19 protein-coding genes and 2 riboswitches are annotated in these 24,306 nt (G+C 66.9%); of the genes, 9 read left to right on the top strand and 10 right to left on the bottom strand.

The features are described 5' to 3' along the window. Positions 1-327: 327 nt before the first annotated feature. The gene (locus AC1RCS_RS09215) at positions 328-990 is read left to right on the top strand and encodes an NAD(P)H-dependent oxidoreductase (RefSeq protein WP_218295236.1); all 663 of its coding nucleotides are present in this window, start codon (positions 328-330) and stop codon (positions 988-990) included. A 108-nt stretch (positions 991-1,098) separates the two neighbouring features. Here AC1RCS_RS09215 and AC1RCS_RS09210 read toward each other — a convergent pair whose 3' ends face one another. The 10 genes from AC1RCS_RS09210 to AC1RCS_RS09165 all read right to left on the bottom strand — a co-directional run bounded on the left by AC1RCS_RS09210 (position 1,099) and on the right by AC1RCS_RS09165 (position 13,311). Then, positions 1,099-2,469: an MFS transporter gene (locus tag AC1RCS_RS09210; RefSeq protein ID WP_492244846.1), complete on the bottom strand. Its 1,371-nt coding sequence runs from the start codon at positions 2,467-2,469 to the stop codon at positions 1,099-1,101. Next, positions 2,459-3,748 carry an acyltransferase family protein gene (locus AC1RCS_RS09205; protein WP_492244845.1) on the bottom strand — a complete coding sequence of 430 codons (1,290 nt, stop codon included), beginning with the start codon at positions 3,746-3,748 and terminating at the stop codon, positions 2,459-2,461. The genes AC1RCS_RS09210 and AC1RCS_RS09205 overlap by 11 nt, the downstream gene beginning before the upstream one ends. 60 nt (positions 3,749-3,808) lie before the next feature. After that, positions 3,809-4,858, bottom strand: coding sequence for a MerR family transcriptional regulator (locus AC1RCS_RS09200; RefSeq protein ID WP_492244844.1), 1,050 nt, complete (start codon positions 4,856-4,858; stop codon positions 3,809-3,811). Between the two features lie 8 nt (positions 4,859-4,866). Then, on the bottom strand, positions 4,867-5,271 hold the full coding sequence (locus AC1RCS_RS09195) for an FKBP-type peptidyl-prolyl cis-trans isomerase (protein ID WP_218338724.1): 405 nt from the start codon (positions 5,269-5,271) through the stop codon (positions 4,867-4,869). 174 nt (positions 5,272-5,445) lie between these two features. Further along, positions 5,446-8,355 carry an aminomethyl-transferring glycine dehydrogenase gene (gene gcvP / locus AC1RCS_RS09190; RefSeq protein ID WP_492244843.1) on the bottom strand — a complete coding sequence of 970 codons (2,910 nt, stop codon included), beginning with the start codon at positions 8,353-8,355 and terminating at the stop codon, positions 5,446-5,448. A 69-nt stretch (positions 8,356-8,424) separates the two neighbouring features. Further along, positions 8,425-8,799, bottom strand: coding sequence for a glycine cleavage system protein GcvH (gene gcvH, locus AC1RCS_RS09185; RefSeq protein ID WP_218295223.1), 375 nt, complete (start codon positions 8,797-8,799; stop codon positions 8,425-8,427). A gap of 83 nt (positions 8,800-8,882) precedes the next feature. After that, a complete protein-coding gene (gcvT, locus tag AC1RCS_RS09180; protein WP_492244842.1) occupies positions 8,883-10,016 on the bottom strand; it encodes a glycine cleavage system aminomethyltransferase GcvT in 1,134 nt (377 codons plus the stop codon). 46 nt (positions 10,017-10,062) lie between these two features. Continuing rightward, positions 10,063-10,184: riboswitch (glycine riboswitch) on the bottom strand. 13 nt (positions 10,185-10,197) lie between these two features. Continuing rightward, a riboswitch (glycine riboswitch) is annotated at positions 10,198-10,296 on the bottom strand. Positions 10,297-10,326: 30 nt separating this feature from the next. Continuing rightward, positions 10,327-11,622 carry a TRAP transporter large permease gene (locus AC1RCS_RS09175; RefSeq protein WP_492244841.1) on the bottom strand — a complete coding sequence of 432 codons (1,296 nt, stop codon included), beginning with the start codon at positions 11,620-11,622 and terminating at the stop codon, positions 10,327-10,329. Next, positions 11,619-12,131: a TRAP transporter small permease gene (locus AC1RCS_RS09170; RefSeq protein ID WP_218295220.1), complete on the bottom strand. Its 513-nt coding sequence runs from the start codon at positions 12,129-12,131 to the stop codon at positions 11,619-11,621. The genes AC1RCS_RS09175 and AC1RCS_RS09170 overlap by 4 nt, the downstream gene beginning before the upstream one ends. A gap of 205 nt (positions 12,132-12,336) precedes the next feature. Continuing rightward, a complete protein-coding gene (locus AC1RCS_RS09165) occupies positions 12,337-13,311 on the bottom strand; it encodes a TRAP transporter substrate-binding protein (RefSeq protein ID WP_218295219.1) in 975 nt (324 codons plus the stop codon). 457 nt (positions 13,312-13,768) lie between these two features. Here AC1RCS_RS09165 and AC1RCS_RS09160 point away from each other — a divergent pair, with 457 nt between their 5' ends. From AC1RCS_RS09160 to AC1RCS_RS09125, 8 genes are all read left to right on the top strand, one after another. After that, entirely contained in the window at positions 13,769-14,227 is a 459-nt protein-coding gene (locus tag AC1RCS_RS09160) for an Lrp/AsnC family transcriptional regulator (RefSeq protein ID WP_218338721.1), read from the top strand. A gap of 300 nt (positions 14,228-14,527) precedes the next feature. Then, a complete protein-coding gene (locus AC1RCS_RS09155) occupies positions 14,528-15,466 on the top strand; it encodes a LysR family transcriptional regulator (protein ID WP_492244840.1) in 939 nt (312 codons plus the stop codon). A 335-nt stretch (positions 15,467-15,801) separates the two neighbouring features. Further along, positions 15,802-16,602, top strand: a complete 801-nt coding sequence (locus AC1RCS_RS09150) for a putative hydro-lyase (RefSeq protein ID WP_255594713.1) — start codon at positions 15,802-15,804, stop codon at positions 16,600-16,602. Between the two features lie 15 nt (positions 16,603-16,617). Continuing rightward, on the top strand, positions 16,618-17,586 hold the full coding sequence (locus tag AC1RCS_RS09145) for a TRAP transporter substrate-binding protein (RefSeq protein WP_492244839.1): 969 nt from the start codon (positions 16,618-16,620) through the stop codon (positions 17,584-17,586). A 67-nt stretch (positions 17,587-17,653) separates the two neighbouring features. Further along, positions 17,654-18,202: a TRAP transporter small permease subunit gene (locus tag AC1RCS_RS09140; protein ID WP_218295339.1), complete on the top strand. Its 549-nt coding sequence runs from the start codon at positions 17,654-17,656 to the stop codon at positions 18,200-18,202. A gap of 11 nt (positions 18,203-18,213) precedes the next feature. Further along, on the top strand, positions 18,214-19,524 hold the full coding sequence (locus AC1RCS_RS09135; RefSeq protein ID WP_218295215.1) for a TRAP transporter large permease: 1,311 nt from the start codon (positions 18,214-18,216) through the stop codon (positions 19,522-19,524). An 82-nt stretch (positions 19,525-19,606) separates the two neighbouring features. Beyond that, the gene (locus AC1RCS_RS09130; protein WP_218295214.1) at positions 19,607-20,569 is read left to right on the top strand and encodes a TRAP transporter substrate-binding protein; all 963 of its coding nucleotides are present in this window, start codon (positions 19,607-19,609) and stop codon (positions 20,567-20,569) included. Between the two features lie 18 nt (positions 20,570-20,587). Further along, complete coding sequence (locus tag AC1RCS_RS09125) at positions 20,588-24,250, top strand: hydantoinase B/oxoprolinase family protein (RefSeq protein ID WP_492244838.1); 3,663 nt, start codon at positions 20,588-20,590, stop codon at positions 24,248-24,250. The last annotated feature ends 56 nt before the right edge of the window (positions 24,251-24,306 follow it).

Here is a 24,306-nt window from a genome sequence, read left to right as displayed (position 1 = left end):
AGGCAGGCGCGGGCGTGGTGGGGCGCCCAGCCGGGGCCGCCCGGGGCGCATGCGCGCAAGTGTACGCCCGTGAGGTCTGGCCCCTGGGGGGCCCACGGCGTAACCCTGGACGCACAAGGGAGCCGCCGCAGGGCACCCCCCGCGAAGCGGCGCACGCGAGCGGGCACGGACCGGTAACCCGCATTTCAAGGGCCGATTGTTGGCCAAATGGGAACAATGCTTTTCCCGGGGATGGCTTACCGAACCGGGGGTGTTTGCCTACAGTTCATTACACCGGGCCCTTGTCACCCATGCCCTGCAAATACCCTTTCACCACAGGATTCGACCATGACCACCCTTGATACCACTGCGGCCGCCCAGCCCCTGCTGAACAAACTGCAATGGCGCTATGCCGCCAAGAAGATGAACCCCGCCAAGGCGGTGCCGCAGGACAAGGTCGAGCGCATTCTCGAAGCCGCGCGCCTCGCCCCCACCTCCAGCGGACTGCAGCCCTTCGAGATCATCGTGGTGACCGACCCCGCCGTGCGCGCGCGCATCCAGCCCATCGCATGGAACCAGGCGCAGATCACCGACGGCTCCCACCTGCTGGTGTTCGCGGCATGGGACAACTACACGGCCGAGCGCATCAACATGATGTTCGACCTGACCAATGACCAGCGCGGCTTCAAGAACGAGGGCTGGGAAAACTACCGCCAGATGCTGCTCTCCAGCTACCCCCAGCGCGATGCGGAGGTGAACTTCCAGCACGCGGCGCGCCAGGCCTACATCGGCATGAGCGCGGCCCTGATTGCCGCCGCGTTCGAGGAGGTGGACTCCACGCCGATGGAGGGGTTCGACCCCAACGCGCTCGATGAGATCCTGGGCCTGCGTGCACGCGGCCTGCGCAGCGTCTCGATTCTCCCGCTGGGCTATCGTGCCGAGGAGGGCGACTGGCTGGTGAGCCTGAAGAAGGTGCGCCGCCCCCGCGAGCAGTTCGTGACTGAGGTCTGAGCCCGGCGGGGTTTCCCGCGTGCGCCTGCGCTAGGCAGGTTGTCCCAGGCCTCGTGCACCGACCCTCCCGGCCGCCCCCTTCCTTGGGTGCGGCCGGGTTCTGGCATTTCAGCGCACCGGCGCAGGTGCATCGCTCACGCGGCGCATGGGCGTCAGCACGAAGGCCAGCGCCGCCAGCACGACCAGCGTGCCGCCGCTGGCCGCGAACAGCTGGGCCAGCGTGATGCTCTTCATCACCCAGCCCGTGACGGCGGCGGAGATGGGTGCCAGGCCCATGAAGATGAACATGAACAGGCTCATCGCGCGGCCCAGCAGCGCGGGAGGCACGCGCTGCTGGATCCAGGTGAACACGCTCACCTGCATGAAGCCGCCCAGCAGGCCGATGGCGAGCATCAGCACCGAACCCTGCCACACGGCCGTGATCAGGCCCATGGGCATGAACAGGGCGCCGATGACCGCGTCGAACGTGAGGATGGTCATGCCCAGGCTGCCGATGCGCAGCCGGGGCACCATGCCGGACACCACCATGCCCAGCAATGTTCCCGCGCCATGGGCGCCCACCATGATGCCGAAGGCCGCCGCGCCCAGCTGCGGCGTGCTGCTGGCCAGCACCGGGATGGCGATGTGGATGGGGCCCATGATGAACAGGGCAATGGCGCTCCAGTAGAGAAAGCAGGTGCGCAGCTCGCCGTCGCGCCAGAAATGCACCAGGCCTTGCGCCACCGATGACAGCACGGCCTGCGGGGCCGCCGCGGGCTGTGGCGTGCCGCCGTGGGTGCGCACCTTGGAGAGCGTCCAGGCCGACAGCGCAAAGCTCAGTGCGTCCAGCGCGAAGGCCAGGCCAATGCCGGTGGCGTTGGCGCGGGTGCCGCCATGGCCGCCGGCGCCGGCCGTGGCGGCGTCGCCAAACAGCGCGATGAGCAGGCCCGCGAGCAGCGGGCCCAGGAACATCGTGAGCTGGCGCAGGCCCAGGTTCACGCCATTGGCGGCCTGCAGCTGGTGGCGGGCCACCACGTGCGGCATCATCGCGACCCCCGCCGGGATGCTGAACGCCGTGGCCAGGCCAATGCCCAGCGACAGCGCGTACACCATCCACAGCGTCAGGCTGCCGGCCAGCACCAGGGCGGCCAGCACGGCCAGCAGCACCAGATTGATGTACTTGGTGATCATCAGCACCTGCTTGGGCGAGTGGCGGTCCACCAGCGCGCCGCCGATCAGGATGAACAGCGCGCGCGGCACGCTGATGAGCGCCAGCACGGTGCCCAGCACCAGCGTGTCGCCGGTCATCTGCAGCACCAGCCAGGGCAGGGCGATGAGCGTGAACTGGTCGCCCAGCATCGAGAGGAATGCGCCGCCGGTCAGCCAGCGGAAGTTGCGGTCCTTGAGCAGCACGGCGCGCGGGTCCCCGTTTGCCGGGGCGGGCTGGGCATGCTCGGTGCGCGGCGGCGGATTGTCGCGGGTGGGGGTGTCAGTGGGCATGGGCAGGTTCTCCAGGGTAGGGGCGGGAATGGCGGTGGCCGTTGAGCAACTGGCCCACCGCGGTAAAGCGGACACACAAGTGATAGCTGGCCAAACACAGGGCCGTGGTCGCCAGCACGTTGAGAAAGATCTTGGCCGTCGCGGGGATCGGCACGCCGTACAGCAGCGCGCCAAAGCCCACCGTCAGCGGCAGGTGCACCAGGTACACCCAGTACGCGCTGTCTGCCAGGTAGGCCAGCCAGGCCCTGGGCCGCGCCATATGCCGCAGAAACAGGCCGATGAGCGCAAAGCTCCACAGCCAGGACGCGGCGTTGTAGGCCAGCGCCATCCAGAACTGGAGGTGCCGGGTGGCCGACACGGGCGCGGCCAGCACGTCGGTGAAGCCACCGGTCAGCAGCACCAGCGCAAAGGCCGATGCTTCGGGCTGGGCCAATATCTCCGACAGAAACCCGGTCACCACGAAGCACGCAAGACCCGCGGCGGCGAACACCGGCCACAGCCGTTCGTAGCGCGCCATCAGCCGTCGCCGCTGGGCGTACAGGCACAGGCCGAATGCATAGAACAGGCCGTTGTGCACCCATTCCGCAAGCGGCGGCAGGAAGGACCCACTGGGTGTGACGATGCCGTGGTCGTAGTGCGCGCCGATCCAGGCCAGCGGCAGCGTGAGCACCACCCCACCCACCGGCGATGCGCACAGCCATGCCGCGATGGCCTGCAGGGCGCGCTGCGCGGACTGTGGCAGCGCCCGGGCCATGGCCCACACCGGTGGGGTGAGCAAGGTCAGCCACAGCAGCATCCACAGGAACCACAGGTGCATGGTGGGCGGGCCTTGCGGCACGTTGGGGCCCCGGGGCAGCAGGCTGCGGTCCACACCCCAGGTGCCGTGCGCCATGCGGTGCAGGAACATCAGCCCGAGCAGGGTGGTGGCGATGAACAGCGGCGGCCAGAACACCGCGAACGGCAGGCCCAGGCGGCGCACGCGGTGGCGGGCCATGCCGGCCAGCCCACGCTGCTGCACCAGCAGTGCCACGAAGAACCCCGCCAGGATGAAGAACAGCGGCATGCGAAACGCGTGGATCACCGCCACCAGCAGGTCGGCCACGGGCGTGGACAGGTCGTCGTGCCAGGGCAGGGGCGAGGGGGCTGCCATGTACGCGATGGATGCGTGCAGCACGATGCCCAGCCACATCATGGTGGCGCGCAGGTGGTCCAGCGCGTGCAGGCGCCCTGCGGCGGCAGGGGACGCGGGGAGAACGGGAGAGGAAGGGTCGGCAGTCATGGGTCGGTCTGTCAGAAGACCGACTGTCAAGCCTCACGTTGCGTGAGGGTCAAGCGATTTTTACTGCTTTTTACGGATGGGTGGCGCGGCTGGCCCCGCAGCGGCGGCATGCACGTGGGCGAGGGCAGCGTGCAGGTACGCACGCACGGGCGCGCTCAGTGGCGAGCCCGCCTGCAGCAAGGGCTCCTGCATCGACGCGGTGAGCAGCTTCTGGCGCAGCGCCGCATCGTTGCGTGTCAGCTGGCCGAACAGCGCATCCCAGCGCCGTGCCGCCGCCGCAGCGTCGGCGTGCTGCGGGGCCACTCCGCGCGCCAGCAGTTGCTGCACCGAGCACTCCAGCGCCGCCCACTGGGTGTGGGGCACATGGCCCAGCGCGCGCAGGTCGTCGCGGGTCAGGTACTTGTCGAGCAGGTTCATGCGCAGCTTGATGGCGACTTCGACGTACTCGATCATTTCGCCCGGCGGCGCATGGTTGCGGCCGTGGGTGGTGGGCTCGGTGCGGAACATGTGGCCCCAGCGCTCCAGCAGGTCCATGTCGCCGCCCATCCAGTGCAGCATCAGCGCCATCCAGCGGTACGCCAGCGCCTGCACCTCCGGGGCGTCGGGCGGCAGCTGGCGGTCCATGGCGCTCTGCACCAGGTCCTTCACGACCAGCCAGTCGGCTTCGATCAGGCTCCAGTTGGTGAAGATCTGCTTGAGCTCGGCCGAGCTGAAGTACTTGCCATAGGTCGTCATGAGCGCCAGCGCTTCGAGCCAGTTGCCCATGTCGGGCTCGGCCCCTGCCATCAGGCCATCGCGCAGCATGGTCAGGCGGCCGCGCAGTTCGGTGGCTTGCGATATCTGCTGGTCGAGCGCGCGGATTTGCTGGCCGATGATGCGCTCGGGCGCCATGGTGTCGCCCACCAGCAGGTCGCCGATGTCGCTGAGCGGCAGGCCCATCTGCCGCATGGTCTGGATGCCATGCAGCCGCTGCACGTCGGCCTGGCTGTACAGCCGGTAGCCGGCGTCCGACCGGCCCGAGGGCTTGAGCAGCCCGATTTCGTCGTAGTGGTGCAGCGTGCGCACCGTGAGGCCGGTGCGCCGCGCGAGGTCCCCGACCTTCAGCAGCATGGGTCTTCTTACTTGCGCACCGAGATCAGCTCGATCTCGAAGTTGAGCGTGCTGTTGGGCGGAATCACCCCGCCAGCGCCGCGCTCGCCATAGGCAATCGCTGCCGGGCAGGTCAGCTTGGCCTTGCCGCCGGGTTTCATGCGCTGCACGCCTTCGGTCCAGCAGGGGATCACGCGGTTGAGCGGGAACTCGGTGGGCTCGCCGCGCTTGTAGGAGCTGTCGAATTCCTTGCCGTCCAGGAACGTGCCCTTGTAGTGCACCTTCACCGTGTCGGTGGCCTTGGGCGATTCGCCCGTGCCTTCCTTGAGGGACTCATAGACCAGGCCGCTGGCCGTGGTGACGGGCTTGGCCTGCGCCATGGCGGCGGGGGCGATCACAAAGCCGGCAAGCAGTGCGCAAAAAAGGTTTCGCAAAGGGGTCTCCTTGGAGGTGGGGGTATCGGACAGCCCGCGATCTTAGTCGCGTTCCGGCGGCTGCCCGTGGGCCGCCGGTGGGGGCCGGGCAATAAAAAAGCCTTCGTGCGGGCAGGCTGCACGAAGGCTTGTGGTGGGCGGGGAGGAACGGCGCCGGGCGCCTGCCCGCTGGGATCAGGCGTAGTCGGACACCGGGATGCAGCTGCACGCCAGGTTGCGGTCGCCCCACACGTTGTCCACGCGCCCCACGGGCGACCAGTACTTGCTGCTGCGCAGGGCGGCCACGGGATAGGCGGCGGTCTCGCGGGCGTAGGGGCGGGTCCACTGCGCGCCCAGCAGGCTTTGCGCCGTGTGCGGCGCGTTCTTGAGCGGGTTGTCGTCCTGCGGCAGCGCGCCATTTTCGATTTGCCGGATTTCCTCGCGGATGGCGATCATCGCGTCGATGAAGCGGTCGATCTCGAACAGCGTTTCGCTTTCGGTGGGCTCCACCATCAGCGTGTTGGGCACGGGGAAGGACAGCGTGGGCGCATGGAAGCCGTAGTCGATCAGGCGCTTGGCCACGTCCTCGGCCATCACGCCGCTGGTTTCCTTCAGGCCGCGCAGGTCCAGGATGCACTCGTGCGCCACGTGGCCGTTGGCGCTGGCGTACAGCGTGGGGTAGTGGTCCTTCAGGCGCGCGCTGATGTAGTTGGCGCTGAGGATGGCTGTCTCGGTCGCGGCCTGCAGGCCCTCGGCACCCATCATGCGGCAGTACATCCAGCTGATGGGCAGCACCGCGGCGTTGCCCAGCGGGGCGGCGCTGACGGGGCCGACCTTGCCGGCGCCCGGCTCCAGGGGCTGGTCGCCACGGCCGGGCTGGCCGGGCAGGTAGGGCACGAGGTCTTCCACCACGCACACGGGGCCCACGCCGGGGCCGCCGCCGCCATGGGGAATGCAGAAGGTCTTGTGCAGGTTCAGGTGGCTCACGTCGCCGCCGAACTCGCCGGGGGCGGCCACGCCCACCAGGGCGTTCATGTTGGCGCCGTCCACGTAGACGCGCCCGCCGTGGCTGTGCACCAGGGCACACAGCTCCTTCACCTGGGTCTCGAACACGCCGTGCGTGCTGGGGTAGGTGATCATCACGCAGGCCAAGTGCGCGCTGTGCAGCTCGCACTTGGCCTTCAGGTCCGCCAGGTCCACGTTGCCATTGGCGTCGCAGGCCGTCACCACCACCTGCATGCCCACCATCTGGGCACTGGCGGGGTTGGTGCCGTGCGCGCTGCTGGGGATCAGGCAGATGTTGCGGTGGCCCTCGCCCTGGGCCTCGTGGTAGGCCTTGATGGCCAGCAGGCCGGCATATTCGCCCTGCGAGCCGGCGTTGGGCTGCAGGCTGATGCCCGCGTAGCCGGTCGCTTCGCACAGCCAGGCACGCAGCTGTTCATCCAGTTCGCGGTAGCCCTGGAGCTGGTCGGCGGGGGCAAACGGGTGCACGCCGGCGAATTCGGGCCAGGTGATGGGGATCATCTCGCTCGTGGCGTTGAGCTTCATGGTGCAGCTGCCCAGCGGGATCATGCTGCGGTCGAGCGCGAGGTCCTTGTCGGACAGCTGGCGGATGTAGCGCAGCATGCCGGTTTCGGAGTGGTGGGTGTTGAACACCGGGTGCGTGAGGTAGCTGCTGGCGCGGCGCAGCCCGGCGGGAATCAGCGGCTCCACGCCGTGCTCGAACGCCTCGAAGGTGGGCAGGGCCTGGCCGTCCTGGGCGAAGATCTTCCACAGCAGTTCGACATCGGCGCGCGTGGTTGTCTCGTCGAGCGAGATGCAGAGGTAGTTCTCGAAGTAGATTCGCAGGTTGGCGCCCATCTGCACTGCGCGAGCAGCTATTGATTTGGTAGCGCTGTCGGTTTTGAGCGTGAGCGTGTCGAAGCAGCCCTGGGGGCGCACGGGGGCGCCCAGCTGCGTGAGTCCCCTGGCCAGGATGGCCGTGTAGCTGGCCACGCGCTGCGCGATGCGTTTCAGGCCGTCTGGGCCGTGGTACACGGCGTACATGCTGGCGATCACGGCAGGCAGCACCTGCGCAGTGCAGATATTGGACGTGGCCTTTTCGCGGCGGATGTGCTGCTCGCGCGTCTGCAGCGCCAGGCGGTAGGCGGGCTGGCCGTGCACGTCCACGCTCACGCCCACCAGGCGGCCGGGCAGGCTGCGCTTGAACTCGTCGCGGCAGGCCATGTAGGCGGCGTGCGGGCCGCCCGCGCCCATGGGCATGCCAAAGCGCTGCGTGGTGCCCACCACGATGTCGGCGCCGTATTCGCCAGGCGGCGTGATGAGCGTCAGGGCCAGCAGGTCTGCGGCCACGATGAAGGCGGCCTGCTTTTCGTGCGCCTTTTGCACCTCGGCGCGCAGGTCGTCGATGCGGCCGCTGGTGGAAGGGTACTGGGCCAGCACGGCGAAGTAGTCACCGGCCAGCAGGTCGTTCCATTCCTCGGCCGAGTTGGCCAGGCGCACTTCCAGGCCCAGGGGCTTGGCGCGGGTCTGGATCACTTCGATGGTCTGCGGGTGCGCGTCGCCCGCCACCACGAAGACATTGCTCTTGGATTTGACCGAGCGCCTGGCCAGGGTCATGGCTTCAGCCGCAGCGGTGGCTTCGTCCAGCATGGATGCGTTGGCGATCGGCATGCCCGTCAGGTCGCACACCATGGTCTGGAAGTTGACCAGGGCCTCCATGCGGCCTTGCGAGATCTCGGCCTGGTAGGGCGTGTAGGCGGTGTACCAGGCGGGGTTCTCCAGGATGTTGCGCAGGATGACGCCCGGCGTGTGCGTGCCGTAATAGCCCTGGCCGATGAAGCTGCGCAGGACCTTGTTCTTGCCAGCGATGGCCTTGAGCTCGGCCAGCGCCGCCGCTTCGGTGGCGGGCAGGGGCAGGTCCATGGGCGCGCTGCGCGCGATGGAGCGCGGCACGATGCTTTCGATAAGGGCGCTGCGCGAGGCTTCGCCGATCACTGACAGCATGTGGGTTTCATCCGCTGCGTCGATGCCAATATGGCGGGGCAGGAATTCGGTGGCGTTCTCGAGCGCGGCGAGGGTGGGCAGGGGGGCTTGGGAGGTCATCGGCGGCGGCACAGTGCAAGGAAACACATTGGCCCGGCGGGGAGGTGCCGGGCCGCGGGCATCGGAGGGTCAGGCGTTCTTGGCGAACTCGGCGTAGGCGGGTTCGTCCATGAGCGCATCGAACTGCAGCATGTCCGTCACATGGACCTTGAAGAACCAGCCGGCACCCATGGGATCGCTGTTGGCCAGCGAGGGGTCGGCGCGCAGTGCTTCGTTCACTTCGACGACTTCGCCGGTGACAGGCATGTACACGTCGGCCGCGGCCTTCACGGACTCGACCACGCCGGCCACGTCACCCTGGGTGAAGGTCGTGCCGACCTCGGGGAGGTCCACGAAGACCACGTCGCCCAGGGCGTCCTGGGCATGCAGCGTGATGCCCACGGTGGCGGCTTCGTGGTCGGAGATGTCGATCCACTCGTGGTCCTTGGAATACTTGATGGTCATGGGGGAAGCTCCAAAAAAGGGGAAAACAGAAAAAGTGCCGATGCCAGCCGCCACTTTAGCCGGGCTGGGGCGGTTGCAGAGGGTCAGCCGCGGTGGTAGCGCGCAGGCGTGAACGGCATGGACACCACCTCCATGGGCACGGCCTTGCCGCGCACGATGGCGTTGACGCGCGTGCCGATGGCGGCAAAGGCTGGCGCCACGTAGCCCATGGCCACCGGCTTGTCCACGGTGGGCCCCAGCAGGCCGCTGGTCACTTCGCCGATCTTTTGACCGTCGGGGCCTTGCAGTTCGGTGTGCTCGCGCACGGGCACGCGTTCCAGCGCGACCAGGCCCACGCGCTTGCGCTGCAGGCTGGCGGGGTTGTCGATCTGCGACAGCACCTTGTCGGCACCGGGGAAGCCGCCCGCGCGCGCGCCGCCGGTGCGGCGCACCTTCTGGATGGCCCAGTTCAGCGCCGCCTCGGGTGGGGTGGTCGTGGTGTCGATGTCGTTGCCGTACAGGCACAGGCCGGCTTCCAGGCGCAGCGAGTTGCGGGCGCCCAGCCCGATGGGCTTGACCTCGGGCTGGGCCAGCAGCGCGCGCGCCAGGGTTTCGGCCTGGGACGCGGGCACCGAGATCTCGAAGCCGTCCTCCCCGGTGTAGCCGCTGCGGGTCACGAAGCAGTCGCAGCCCGCAATGGAAAAGTCGCCACCCGTCATGAATACCAGCTTTTCGACGCCGGGTGCCAGGCGCGCCAGGGCGGTGACTGCCTGCGGGCCTTGCAGCGCCAGCAGGGCGTGGTCGGGCATGGGGATGACGTCGCAGCGCTGGCCGATGCGTGCCTGGATGTGCGCGATGTCGCCTACCTTGCAGGCGCCGTTGACGATGACGAACAGGGTGTCATTGCCCTGATTGAAGAACATCAGGTCGTCGATGACCGTGCCTTCGTCGGTGAGCAGCAGGCCGTAGCGCTGCTTGCCTACGGGCAGGTCGATCACGTCGACGGGCATCAGGGTTTCGAACGCGGCAGCGGCGCCGGGGCCGACAAGCTTGAGCTGGCCCATGTGCGAGACGTCGAACAAACCCGCCGCGTTGCGCGTGTGCAGGTGCTCGGCCATCAGGCCGGCAGGGTACTGCACGGGCATGGAGTAACCCGCAAACGGCACCATGCGGGCGCCCAGCTCGGTGTGCAGGGCGTTGAGGGGGGTGGTCAGCAGCGGGGCGGTAGGGGTGGTCAAGGCGGACTCCGGGGCAAATGGTGGCCGCGGCCCTATGGGTCGCGGGATTTGCCCTGCTGTCCGCTTTACCTGAGAGATTCACCGCAGCGCCCTGGCTGGCCGCGCGGCTTGCTCCTTCGGTGGATGGGTGCCGTGCTGCACGGTCCATCTCTCTCCAGCAAGGGAACGCCCGCATCACTGCGGGCGGTTGCCAGTCCTTTTGCCTGAGCGTTCGGCTGCTGCCTGCGCCTTCGGCGGCCCCTTTCGTTGATGGGAAGGGGCTCTCTCCTGACGGCCGCCAGTATATCCGCTGGAAGAAGCCGCGCAGACGCTATTTGATGAACCCGAGCACCTTCGGCAGCCAGGTCGACAGCTGCGGGATGAAGGTCAGCACCACCAGCACCACGCCATGCGCCCAGAGGAAGGGCACCAGCTCGCGCACCAGCTGCGACATCGGTACGCGCGAGACGTTGCAGGTGACGAACAGCAGCCCGCCCACGGGCGGCGTGATCATGCCCAGCGTGAGGTTGTAGATCACCACCATCGCGAAGTGGATGGGGTCGATTCCCAGCTTCACGGCCACGGGCGCGAGGATGGGCGCCAGCACCATCACGCCCGGCAGCGGCTCGATGAAGATGCCGAACAGCAGCAGGAAGATGTTCACGATGATGAGGAACATCCACGGCGAGAGGTTCATGCCCACCAGCCAGTCGGCCATCTGCTGCGGAATGCCCTCGATGGTCAGGATCCACGCGAACGCGGCCGACAGCCCGATGATGATCAGCACCGAGGCCGACAGCAGGGCCGAGCGTGCCAGGATGTCGGGCAGCGCCTTCCACTGCAGCGTGCGGTAGACGAACTTGCCGCACACCAGCGCATAGAACACCGCCACCACCGAGGCCTCGGTGGGCGTGAACCAGCCGGCGCGCATGCCGCCCAGGATCACCACCGGCAGCAAAATGGCGGGCAGCGCCTTCCAGGTGGTCTGCAGGATATCGGCCAGCGGCGGCATCCGGCCGTCGCCCTTGTAGTTGCGCTTCTTGGAGACGTGGAAGTTCACGACGCACATGGCCACCGCGATCAGCAGGCCCGGCAGCAGGCCGGCCACGAACAGCGCACCCACCGACACCGTTTCATCCTGCAGCGCATAGATGATCATGATGATGGACGGCGGGATGATGGGCCCGACGATGGCCGTCGAGGCCGTGAGAGCCGCCGCGTACGAACGGTCGTAGCCGGCCTTGTCCATCATGCGGATCAGCATCGACCCCGGCCCCGCCGCATCGGCCAGCGCCGAGCCCGAGATGCCTGAGAAGAAGGTCAGCGAGACCACGTTGGTGTAGCCCAGCCCGCCGCGCTTGTGGCCCACGAACTGCCCGGCAAACCTCAGCAGCACCTCGGTCAGCGAGCCGCCGCTCATGAGTTCGGCCGCGAGGATGAAGAAGGGCACGGCCATCAACGGAAAGCTGTCGATGCCGGTGAAGGTCTCCTTGAGCAGCACCATCAGCGGGTAGCTCTCGGCCAGGATCAGCGTGGCCGCGGTGGCCAGGCCCAGCGCAAACGCCACGGGCACGCCCATGGCCAGGAACAGGCAGGCCGAAACGATGAGGATGATGGACGCGCTCATAGGGAGGCACTCGCATTCGCATCGAAGTGTTCATCGGCCGCAAAGTTGCGGTCGAGCACGTAGCCGCGCACGATGAACAAAAAGTGCACGATCAGCAGCACGCCGCCGATCAGCATGGCGCTGTAGATGTAGGCGAACGGGATCTGCGTCACGGCCGTCATCTGGAACATGGTGCGCTGCATGTACAGCCAGCCGTACCAGACCATGAAGCCGAAGAAGGCGAACAGCAAGGCCGCGACCACGGCACGCAGGGCGATGGCGCCCGCGCGGGGCAGGGCATCCTGCAGGTTCTCCACCGCGATGTGGCCGCCATAGCGCAGCACGGGGCCGGCGCCCAGGAAGGTCAGCCAGATCATCATGTGGCGCGACACCTCCTCGGCCCATTCGAGCGAGTTGTGGGTGACGTAGCGCATCACCACGTTGGTGAAGATGATGATGGACATGGCCGCCAGCAGCAGGATCAATGCCCAGCGGTTGGCGGCCAGAAAATAGCGTTCGAAGGTTTTCACGGGACGGTCTTGGACAAGGGCGTGCAGGGTCAAAGCAAAAGCGCCCGGCGCCTTGTGTGGGCCGGGCGATGCGGGGCGCGGGTCAAGAGCGGCTCACACAGCCCAGCGAAGCGGTCCTGGTTAGGCGTTGCGTCGCAGACAGTACAACCAGTACGGCAAGACGCAACAACGACGCCAGGAGGGCTGTGCGAGTCGCTCAAAAGAGTTAACGAACGTCCTGGATCTTCTTGATGTTGTCGGCGCCGAACTCCTTGGCGTAGCCCACATAGGCGGGCTTGAGGGCTTCGCGGAAGGCGGCGCCGTCCACCGTCTTGGTGACCTTCATGCCTTGCTGCTCCAGCAGGGCGATGCCGTTGTTCTCGTCGTCGTTGACCTTCTTGCGCTGGGCCACCGAGGCGCTCTTGGCGGCGTCGGTGAAGACCTTCTTGTCCGCGTCGTTGAGCTTGTTCCACACCTTGGGCGAGAGCAGCAGCAGCGCCGGCGAGTACACGTGGCCCGTGAGCGACAGGTGCTTTTGCACCTGCGAGAACTTGGCCGACAGGATCACGGGGATGGGGTTCTCCTGGCCGTCCACCGTGCCCTGCTGCATGGCGCCGAACAGCTCGGGGAAGGCCATGGGCGTGGGCAGGATGCCGAAGGTGCGGTAGCCGTCCATGTGCACCTTGTTCTCCATGGTGCGCATCTTCAGGCCCTTGGCGTCCTCGGGCTTGACGATGTCGCGCTTGCTGTTGGTCATGTGGCGGAAACCGTTCTCCGTCCAGGCCAGCGCGATGATGCCCTTGCTCGGGAACTTGGTCAGGATGTCCTGGCCGATGGGGCCGTCCATCACCTTGCGCGCATGGTCGTAGTCGCGGAACAGGAAGGGGATGTCCACGATCTTCACTTCGGGCACGAAATTGCCCACGGGGCCGGTGGAGGTGTTCACCAGGTCCTGCGTACCGAGCTGGATGGCCTCGATCTGCTCGCGCTCGCCGCCCAGCGCGGAGTTGGGGAAGTACTGGCACTTGTAGCGCCCCTGCGTGCCCTTCTCGACTTCGTCGCAGAAGACCTTGGAGCCCACGCCGTAGTGCGAATCGGGCGCCGTGGCGTAGCCGATCTTGAGCGTGGTGGTCTGCGCGCTGGCGGTGGCCATCAAGCCGAGCGCAAGGCCCAGGCCCGCAGCGAGGGAAGTCAATTGCATGGTGTCTCCTGTGAGTATGTTTCTTGCCGCGCCCCCTTGCACGCACCAGCGGAAAGGGTGCTGGCAGCATGGGTTGGCGGTCCTGAAAATTATGGCGCTGCAGCATGGCCCCGAGCATCGGGGTTTGTGCTGGTAAGCGTGCTTATTAACGCGCTGGAAGGAGGCAATCGTCGCCGGGGCGACAAAGGCAGGCTGCTGGCCTGGGCCAGGCAAGGGGGAGGGGGAAGGGGGGCAGCCGGGCGGCCGGGCGGCCGCGAAGGTAGGTGCTTGCTTGTCAAGCGCCCCGGTCTGGCGGTAACCAGTCCGGGGCCCTGTCAGTTTGTGCGCTCCGGTAAGAGCGCCTTGATGTCCAAAGTATGCGCTGCGAGGCGCAGCAGTTCTTTCCATGTTTCGCTTGAATTTTCAAATTTGCAGAAAAATTTGCTGCATATGATGATATTCATGAATAATTGTGGCCATGGATCGTCTTGACAGAAAAATTCTCGCTGTGCTTCAGGGCAACGCCCGTGCCAGCCTGCAGGAGATCGGCCAGGCGGTGGGCCTGAGCGCTTCGCCGTGCTGGGGCCGCATCAAGAAGATGGAGGAGGCCGGTGTCATCCAGGGCTACACCGTGCGCATCAACCCGCAGTCGCTGGACCTGGCGGACACGGTGCTCGTGCAGGTCACGCTGGACAGCCATTCGGACAACACGCTTGAAAAGTTTGGCGAAACGCTGGCCAGCATTCCCGAGGTGATCGAGGCGCATCTGGTCTCCGGCGACTATGACTATCTGCTGCGCATCGTGGTCAAGGACACGCGCGACTACGAGCGCCTGCTGCGCGAGAAGCTCTACAAGATCAAGGGCATACGCCACAGCCGCTCGAGCTTCGTGCTGCGCACGCTCAAGAAGGCAGACCTGCCACTGTTTGCGGGCTGATTCGCCTCAGCGTGGCGCTGCAGTGCAGAGGGAGGGGTTCGGACATCGATGGTCCTGATCCGTGTCGTCCATGCACCGCGCTGGCGGCGCGCACGGCGCGCCATGCCCTGGGTCACCAGGCGTTGCCCCGTGGCCTCTTTTTTCCTGCCGGCAAAAAGTGCTGTGGAGTCGGCCGTTGCAGAATGGCGCCGTTTTTGCACCGGACGGCATGACGCCACCCAGCCTGGCGCGCTCCTGCGCACCACGGCGGTGCGCGCGCCCCGTCAGCCATTCGTCAGTGATGCCCTGGGACCCCTCGCCATGAACCTGCGTTTCGTCGAAGCCTTCTACTGGGTGGCCTCCCTCAAAAGTGTCACGCGCGCCGCGGAAAAGCTGTTTCTCACGCAGTCGGCCATGTCCAGCCGCATCGCCGCGCTGGAGGAGGAGCTGGGTGTGTTGCTGCTGGACCGGCGCGACAAGCACTTCAAGCTCACCGTGGCCGGCACACGGTTTCTGACCTACGCCAAGCGCATGCTGGAGCTGCAGCGCCAGCTCAAGACCGAGATGGGATCGGGCGGGCCGCTGGAGGTGTCGATCCGGCTGGGCGCCATCGAATCGGTGCTGCACTCCTGGCTCATTCCATGGGTGGAGCAGCTGCGCAAGGACAACCCCTTGCTGGAGCTCGAGCTCACGGTCGAGTCCACGCCCGTGCTGCTCGATCAGATCCGGCGGGGCTCGCTCGACGTCGTGTTCGCGGCGCTGCCTGCATCGGCCGACGGCATGCGCAGCCAGGCGGTGACGCCCATGGAGATGGTGTTCGTGGGCAACGGCAATATCCACCGCAAGCGCCACTATGTGCTCGATGATTTTGCCGACACGGACATCCTCACCTTCCAGCGCGGCTCGCAGCCGCACGTGTACCTGCTCGACACCTTTCGCAATGCGCAGGTGGAGCCGCGCCGCGTGCACACGGTGTCGTCCATTTCGGCGATGGTGCAGCTGGTGCAGGGCGGCTTCGGCGTGGCCACGCTGCCGCGCCTGGCGGTGGAACGCATGCTGGCGTTTCCAGACCTGCGCGCCCTGGCGTGCGACACCGTGCTCAAGCCCCTGCCCATCCACGTGAGCTACCGCGAGGATCCTTCCTCGCCCGCGATGGAAGCCATCGTTCGCTCCTCGATCGACTTCATCGAGAACATCCAGCCGGGGCCCAAGGGGCCCACCCGCACTCCCCGCAAAAGAAGCAGCGCCCCGCGGTCCTGAGAGGCACAGGGCACCCGAGCACAGGCGTGCCACTTCACGGCCCAGGGCCATGCATCTGCGGATGCCGCAGTGCCTCGGTGTCGCCATCGCAACCGTCCCCGTGGCGGGCGCTCCACAACACCCTGGGGTTAACCCTGAAGCGGATATCAGGGTAATCCCTTGGCACCAACTTGGTTCCCCTTGCCCCAATGAAGTGCATCGAAAAAATCGATGACCTGAGCAAAATTTTTTGAATTTGCCAGCGCCTGCCACCCCCCAACACAATCCGCCCAACGCCAGACGAATGGCATTTCCCACGACAAGGAAACACGGTGGATTCAGTTCAAGAAAAAGCGCTGGCGGTTTTTGGGTCCGAGGGCATCGACGACCCCGTCCATGTGCGCAGCGTGATCCGGCGAGGCGGCTGGGCATCACACACCAGCGGCCTGGCCCATGGCCGGGTGCAGGGCAACCTGGTGATCCTGCCTGAAGTGCAAGCGGGCGACTTCCTGCGCTTTTGCCAGCGCAACCCCAAGCCCTGCCCGGTGCTGGCGGTGAGCGAGCCCGGCCAGTTCGCGCTGCCCACGCTCGGGGGCGGCATCGACATCCGCAGCGATGTGCCGCAGTACCGCGTCTGGCGCCACGGCGAGCTCACGCAGGAGGTGCCAGACATCGCCGACCTGTGGCGCCCCGACCTCGTGACCTTCATCCTCGGCTGCTCGTTCTCGTTCGAGTCCGCGCTGCAGGAGGCCGGCATCAGCCTGCGCCACATCAACGAAGGCAAGAACGTGGCGATGTACCGCACGAACATTGCCACGCAGCCGGCAGGGCCCTTCGGGGGCGCCATGGTGGTCTCCATGCGGCCCATGCCTGCGGCCGACGTGATCCGTGCGGTGCAGGTCACATCGCGCTTTCCCAACGTGCATGGCGCGCCGGTGCACATCGGCGACCCTGCGCTCATCGGCATTGCGGACATCGCAGAACCCGACTACGGCGACGCCGTGCCGCTGATGCCCGGCGAGATCCCTGTCTTCTGGGCCTGCGGCGTCACGCCACAGTCCGCCATCCTGAACGCCCAGCCCGCGTTCTGCATCACCCATTCCCCAGGGTGCATGTTGGTCACCGACCTTCTCAATCACCACCTCGCCAGCTTTTAACCAAGGAGTTTCCCCATGAAGAAAATGATGTTCGGCCTGTGCGCCGCGGCCGCCGCATGCCTGGCCCATGCCGAGACCAGGTGGGACCTGCCCTCGGGCTATGCCGTCAACACCTTCCAGGTGCAGAACCTGCAGCAGTTCGTGCAGGACGTGGGCAAGGCCAGCGGCGGCAAGCTCAAGATCACGGTGCACCCCAACGCATCGCTGTTCAAGGCCAATGAAATCAAGCGCACCGTGCAGTCCGGGCAGGTGGCGATCGGCGAGTTCATCCTTTCCGGCGCTGCCAACGAGGCGGCGGTCTACGGTGTGGACTCCATTCCGTTCCTTGCCACGAGCTATGCGGACTCCAAGCGCCTGGACCAGGCCTCGCGCCCGCTGCTGGTCAAGACGCTGGGGGCACAGGGCATGAAGCTGCTCTACACCGTGCCATGGCCGGCGCAGAGCCTGTATTCGGTGAAGCCTGTCACGGCCCTCAAGGACCTCAAGGGCACCAAGATGCGGGCCTACAACCCGGCCACGTCGGTCATCGCCAACCTCATCGGCGCGCAGCCGGTGACGATCCAGCTGGCCGAGCTGTCGGCGGCGCTGGCCACGGGCACCGTGGACAACTTCCTCACCTCCAGCGCCAGCGGCGTGGACAGTAAGCTCTACGAAAGCGTGAAGTACTTCTACGGCGTGGCGGCCTGGCTGCCGCGCAATGCCGTGGTGGTGAACCAGAAGGCCTTCGACAGCCTGGACAAGGCCAACCAGGACGCGGTGCTGGCGCAGGCCGCGATTGCCGAGCAGCGCGGCTGGGCGCTGAGCGAGCAAAAGGACCAGGAGTACCTCAAGGAACTGGCCGCCAAGGGCATGCAGGTGGACGTGAGCGCCGAGAACCTCAAGAAGGAGCTCAAGACCGTGGGTGAGCGCATGACGGCCGACTGGATCAAGACCGCGGGCGATGACGGCAAGGCTGTCATCGATGCCTACAACGGCAAGAAGTGAGCAGGCCGCCATGTCCCTCATGCCTCCTACATCGGCCATTGCGGGCGATGCGCCCCCGGCCCTGGCCATGCCCCCGCACGTGCTGCGGCGCGCGCTGGACGGCGCGTACCTGGCCGCCGGCGCCGTCGGGGCTGCCTGCATCGCCGTTATCTGCGTGCTGATGGTGGTCCAGTCGCTCGGGCGCCAGTTCGGCTTTCCGACCGGCGCCATCAACGACGTGGTGGCTTGGCTGTGTGCCGCAGCGGCCTTCCTGACCATGGCCCATGCCTTCAAGCACGGCGATTTCGTGCGCGTGACGCTGGTGCTGGAGAAGCTGTCTCCCGCCACGCGCCGCAAGTACGAAGTAGCCTGCCTGACCGTCGCGGCCGTGGCCATCGGCTACCTCACCTGGTGGGCCTGTGTCTTCACCTACGAAAGCTGGCAGTTCAAGGAACTGGCCCAGGGCCTGTGGGCGATTCCCATCTGGATCCCGCAGATGAGCTTTGCGCTGGGCTCCGTGCTCTTTCTCGTCGCCGTGGTCGATGAGTGGTGGATCGTGGTGCAGGGCGGCGTGCCTACCTTTGTGCGGCTGGTGGAAGAGCGCCACGCCAAGGGCGACTTTTCTTCGGATCTTTAAGGAGCATCCCCATGGACATTCTTTCCATCGGCGCCTTCCTGCTGTTGCTCATGCTGCTCATGCTGTCCGGCGGTGTCTGGATCGCCATGACGCTGGCCATCTGCGGCTGGGTCGGCCAGGCCTTCTTCACCAGCAGCCAGCCCGGGCTGAACCTCTTTTCGGCCTTCTGGGAGAGCAACGCGAGCTGGGAGCTGGCGGCGCTTCCCCTGTTCATCTGGATGGGGGAGATCCTGTTTCGCACCCGGCTGAGCGAGGACATGTTCAGCGGCCTCGCCCCCTGGCTGAGCCGTGTGCCCGGCCGGCTGTTCCACACCACCATCCTGGGCTGCGGCATCTTCGGCTCGGTGTCGGGTTCGTCGGCGGCCACCTGCGCCACCATCGCCAAGGTCTCGCTGCCTGCGCTCAAGAAGCGCGGTTACAACGAGAGCATCGCGATCGGTTCGCTGGCCACGGCAGGCACGCTCGGTATCCTGATTCCGCCGTCCATCACCATGGTGGTGTACGCCGTGGCGGCCGATGCCTCCATCATCCGCATCTTCCTGGCGGGCTTCTTGCCCGGCTTGCTGCTGATGCTGCTGTTCTCGGGCTACATCGCCTGGTGGTCCGTGCGCAACAAGCAGCTCATGCCTGCCGACGAGCCGCCCACCACCTTCCGCGAAAAGCTGTATCTGTCGCGCAACCTGATTCCCTGTGCGCTGCTGATCGTGTTCATCTGCTGGTCCCTGGTGGCCGGCTGGGCGACGGCCACCGAGTGCGCGGCCTACGGTGTGGTGGGTGCCCTGGCACTGGCCGCATGGTGCAGGGCGCTGACCTGGCAGAACTTCAAGGAAGGCCTGGCGGGCTCGGCGCGCACCAGCTGCATGATCATGTTCATCCTGGCGGGCGCCGCGTTCCTCACCAAGACCATGGCCTTTACCGGCATACCGCGCGAGCTGGCCGAATGGGTCGATTCGATGCACCTGTCGCCCTACGCGCTGATCGCCTGCCTGGTGGGCGTGTACCTGGTGCTGGGCACCGCGCTCGACGGCATCAGCATGATCGTGCTGACCGCTGCGGTCGTGATGCCCATGGTCGAGAAGGCCGGGTTCGATCTCATCTGGTTCGGCATCTTCGTGATCCTGCTGGTCGAGATCGCCGAGGTCACGCCGCCCGTCGGGTTCAATCTCTTCGTGCTGCAGAACATGACCGGCAAGGACAGCAACCTGATCGCCAAGGCGGCCATACCGTTCTTCCTGTGCCTGGTGGTGTGCATCGGCCTGATCACGGTCTTCCCGCAGATCGTCACCATCGTCCCTGACCTCGTGATGGGCCAGCCGAAGTAGCAACCGCGGCCTGCGTCGGCCCGTTTTCCCCTGTGTCTGCCGGCCCCCGCGCCGGCCCCTCATCCCCCAACAGGAGCTTGCCATGAAGATGGTCTTGCTGGCCGCGCTCGCCGTGGCCCCGGCGCTGCACGCCCAGACACAGTGGAAGCTGGCCACCGGCTACCGGGTGGAGTCGTTCCACACGCGCAACATCGTCCAGTTTGCGCAGGATGTGGAGCGCGCATCCTCAGGCGCCCTGCGCATCGAGGTGCACGCCAACAACACGCTGGCCAGGCTGGCGGACATTCCGGCCGCAGTGCAGGGCGGCAAGGCCCAGGCGGGCGAGACCATCATGACCAGCCTGGTGGCAGACATGCCCATCGCCGGGGCCGATGCCGTGCCCTTCGTGGTGCACAGCTATGCCGATGCGCGCCGCCTGTGGGACCTGCAGCGGCCTCTGATCGACACGCACCTTGCGGCCAAGGGCATCAAGGCGCTGTACGCCGTGCCCTGGCCGCCGCAGGGGCTCCTGAGCGTTGCACCCGTGCGCTCATCGGCCGATTTCAAGGGCACCCGCATGCGCACGTACAACCCCGCCACGGTGCGCATCGCGCAAATGCTGGGTGCCACGCCGGTGGATGTGCCCATGGTCGACGTCAACAAGGCGCTGTCGGCGGGCAAGCTCGACTCCATGATCACCTCGGCCCTGACCGGGGTGGAAAACCAGGTCTGGGGCCAGATCCGGCAGTACTACGGCATCAACGCCTGGTTTCCCAAGAACATCGTTTTTGTCAACCAGCAGGCCTTCGATGCGCTGCCCGCCAGCGTGCGCGAGGCGGTGGTCCAGGCCGCCGCGCAGGCCGAGGCGCGCGGCTGGGCCCTGAGCGCGGCGGTGGCCGAAGAGTCGGTGGCCGAACTTCAGCGCAGGGGCATCAAGGTGGACCGCGCCCCTGCCGAGCTGGACTCCGAACTCCGGCGCCTGGGAGAACGCTTCTCCCGCGAGTGGGTGCAGTCCGTCGGCAATGAGGCCAACAAGATTTTCATTCCGTACTACTTTCAACGTTAACCAGTGAGTCTCATCACCATGCAAGTTCCCTCTACAGTGACCACCGCACCGGCTGGCAACCGCTGGCAGTTCTGGATCGACCGGGGCGGCACTTTCACCGACATCGTGGCCAAGCGGCCCGATGGGTCGCTCACCACCCACAAGCTGCTGTCCGAAAACCCCGAGCAGTACAAGGACGCGGCGGTGGCGGGCATACGGCACCTGCTGGGGCTGAAACCCGGCGAGCCGGTCACGCCAGCGCAAGTGGAGTGCGTGAAGATGGGCACCACGGTGGCCACCAACGCGCTGCTGGAGCGCAAGGGCGAGCCCACGCTGCTGGTCACCACGCGCGGCTTTCGCGACGCGCTGCGCATCGCGTACCAGAACCGCCCACGCCTCTTCGACCGCCACATCCAGCTGCCCGAGCTGCTGTACAGCGACGTGATCGAGGCCCGCGAGCGCATGGGCGCCCGGGGGGACGTGCTGCAGCTGCTGGATGAAGCCACGCTCCGGGGCGACCTGCTGGCCGCCTATGGGCGCGGCCTGCGCAGCGTGGCCATCGTGTTCATGCACGGCTACCGCTACGCGCAGCACGAAAAGGCGGCGCAGCGCATCGCCCTGTCGGTGGGGTTCACGCAGATCAGCACATCGCATGAAACCAGCCCCATGATGAAGTTCGTGAGCCGGGGCGATACCACCGTGGTGGATGCGTACCTGTCGCCCATCCTGCGCCGCTATGTGGACCAGGTGGCCAGCCAGATGCCAGGGGTCAAGCTGTTCTTCATGCAGTCGTCGGGCGGGCTGACCGATGCGGGCACCTTCCAGGGCAAGGACGCGATCCTGTCCGGCCCCGCGGGCGGCATCGTGGGCATGGCGCGCACCGCCGGGCTGGCGGGGCACGCCAAGGTGATCGGCTTCGACATGGGCGGCACCTCCACCGACGTGAGCCACTACGCGGGGGAGTTCGAGCGCGAGTTCGAGACTCATGTGGCGGGTGTACGCATGCGCGCGCCCATGATGAGCATCCACACGGTGGCGGCCGGCGGCGGCTCGGTGCTGGCGTACGACGGCTCGCGGTTCCGCGTGGGCCCGGAGAGCGCGGGTGCCAACCCCGGCCCCGTCAGCTACCGCCGGGGTGGCCCGCTGGCCGTGACGGACGCGAACGTGATGGTCGGCAAGGTGCAGCCACGCTACTTCCCCAGCGTGTTCGGCCCGGCCGCCAATGAGACGCTGGACGCCGACGCGGTGCGCGAACGTTTTCAGGACATCGCCACGCAGACCCGGCGCAAGCCCGAGGAAGTGGCCGAAGGCTTCATCCAGATCGCCGTGCAGCAGATGGCCAACGCGATCAAGAAGATCAGCGTGGCGCGCGGCTACGACGTCACGCGCTACACGCTGCAATGCTTTGGCGGCGCGGGCGGCCAGCATGCTTGTTTGGTGGCCGATGCCCTGGGCATGACGCGGGTGTTCGTGCACCCGCTGGCGGGCGTGCTCAGTGCCTACGGCATGGGCCTGGCGGACCAGAACGTGATCCGCGAGCAGGCGGTGGAGATGCCGCTGGCCGCCGAGGTGCTGCCTCTGATCGCCGAGCGCCTGGACACGCTGGGCTCTGCCGCCCAGGCCGAGCTGGAGCGCCAGCAGGTCAGTGCCAACCCGGTGCAGGTGCGCCACAACGTGCATGTGCGCTACGAAGGCACCGACTCCGCGCTGGTCGTGCCCTTTGGCGACATGGCGGCCATCCAGTCCGCCTTCGAAGCGGCGTACCGCCAGCGCTTTGCCTTCCTGATGGTGGGCAAGGGCCTGGTGGTGGAGGCCGTGTCGGTCGAGGCGGTGATCGCCGGCGATGCGCCCGCAGAGCCGCGCCTGCCGGTGCACGCCCACCGCAAGCACCCGCTGCGCGAAACGGTGAAGATGTATTCGGGCAGCGAGTGGCACGACGCAGCCCTGGTGGTGCGCGAGGACCTGCGCCCCGGCGACGTGGTCCCCGGCCCCGCGATCATTGCCGAGAAGAACACCACCACCGTGGTGGAGCCGGGCTGGTCGGCGCGCCTGACCGACCTGGACCACCTGGTGCTGGACCGCGTGACCGCGCGCAAGGTGCAGTACGCCGCCGGCACCACGGTGGACCCGGTGCTGCTGGAGGTGTTCAACAACCTGTTCATGAACATCGCCGAGCAGATGGGCCTGCAGCTGCAGAACACCGCGTACTCGGTGAACATCAAGGAGCGGCTGGACTTCAGCTGCGCGCTGTTCGATGCCACCGGCAACCTGATCGCCAACGCGCCGCACATGCCGGTGCACCTGGGTTCGATGGGCGAGAGCATCAAGACCGTGATCCGCGAGAACACCGGCAAGATGCACCCCGGCGATGTGTTCATGCTCAACGACCCCTACCATGGCGGCACCCATCTGCCCGATGTGACGGTGATCACGCCGGTGTACGTGGCCGAAGGCGCGGAGCCCACGTTCTACGTCGGCAGCCGGGGCCACCATGCGGACATCGGCGGCACCACGCCGGGCTCCATGCCGCCGTTTTCCACGCGCATCGACGAAGAGGGCGTGCAGATCAACAACGTGAAGCTGGTGGACCGCGGCATCTTCCTGGAAGAGGAGGTGCGCACCCTGCTGGCCACGGGCGGCGGCACCACGGCGTACCCGAGCCGCAACCCAGAGCAGAACCTGGCCGACCTGCGCGCGCAGATCGCGGCCAACGAAAAGGGCGTGCAGGAGCTCGCGAAGATGGTGGAGCAGTTCGGCCTTCCCGTCGTGCAGGCCTACATGCGCCATGTGCAGGACAACGCCGAAGAATCGGTGCGCCGCGTGATCACGCAGCTCAAGGACGGGCAGTTCACCCTGCCGCTCGACAACGGCGCGCAGATCAGCGTATCGGTCAAGGTCAACGTGGCCGAGCGCAGCGCGGTGATCGACTTCGCGGGCACCAGCGCGCAGCAGACCAACAACTTCAACGCGCCGCGTGCAGTGTGCATGGCCGCGGTGCTGTACGTGTTCCGCACGCTGGTGGACGACGACATTCCGCTCAATGCCGGGTGCTTGAAGCCCTTGCAGGTCCTCATCCCGCAGGGCTCCATGCTCAACCCCAACCCGCCGGCCTCGGTGGTGGCGGGCAATGTGGAGACCTCCACCTGCATCACCAATGCGCTGTTCGGCGCCTTGGGCGTGATGGCGGGCAGCCAGCCCACCATGAACAACTTCACCTTTGGCAACGCGCAGTACCAGTACTACGAAACCATCGCCGGCGGCAGCGGCGCGGGCGCGGTGTTCGATGCCTCGGGCCGCACGGTGCGCGGGTTCGACGGCACCAGCGTGGTCCAGACCCACATGACCAACTCGCGCCTGACCGACCCCGAGGTGCTGGAGTTCCGCTTCCCGGTGGTACTCGACAGCTACGAGATCCAGCGCGGGTCCGGCGGCGCCGGGCGCTGGGCCGGCGGCGATGGCGGCGTGCGGCGCGTGCGCTTTCTGCAGGCCATGACCGCCAGCATCCTGTCCAACGGCCGGCTCAATCCCGCCTTTGGCATGGCAGGCGGCCAGCCGGGCCGTGCCGGGTCCAACCGGGTGCTGCGCGCCAATGGCCAGGTTGAGGAACTGGGCCACATCGGCGCCGCGCTCATGGAGCCGGGCGATGTGTTCGAGATCTCCACGCCCGGCGGCGGCGGCTATGGGGAATGTGCGGCGCATTGAGCCGGGGCAGGAACGCCGCGGCCAGGGGCAGGCACGGCGCTTGCGTTCCTGCACGC

It is taken from the genome of Acidovorax sp. GW823-FHT01C06 (assembly GCF_058798375.1).
Note: the sequence above shows the minus strand (reverse complement) of the source record. Positions and strands in the feature narration are given on the sequence as shown.